At 37.6% G+C, this 237-nt stretch carries 1 protein-coding gene; it reads left to right on the top strand.

Going from position 1 to position 237, the window contains the following annotated elements; all coding sequences use genetic code 11:
• Positions 1-158: acyl carrier protein (locus ACFIK8_RS10315; RefSeq protein ID WP_375669371.1), on the top strand; the 158-nt coding region annotated here is incomplete at its 5' end.
• Positions 159-237: the final 79 nt, after the last annotated feature.

The raw sequence follows: 237 nt of genomic DNA, 5'->3' as shown, positions 1-237 counted from the left end.
TTGTTTTTGCTATTGACAAAGCCTTTGGAATTAAAGTTCCATTAGAACAATGGACTCAAGAAGTCAATGAAGGTGGAGTTGCAACTGAAGAATATTTTGTTCTTAAAAACCTTTGCGCAAAAATTGATGAACTCGTTACCCTAAAACAGGCTGGTTAATTTTCTCACTATGCGTGATCAAGCTGTATTTATCACTGGTATAGGACTCATAAGCTCTCTCGGTGAAGGGACTGCTCAT

The sequence above is a fragment of the Bartonella sp. MR168JLCBS genome (assembly GCF_042194175.1).
This window is presented reverse-complemented; position numbering and strand designations above follow the sequence as displayed.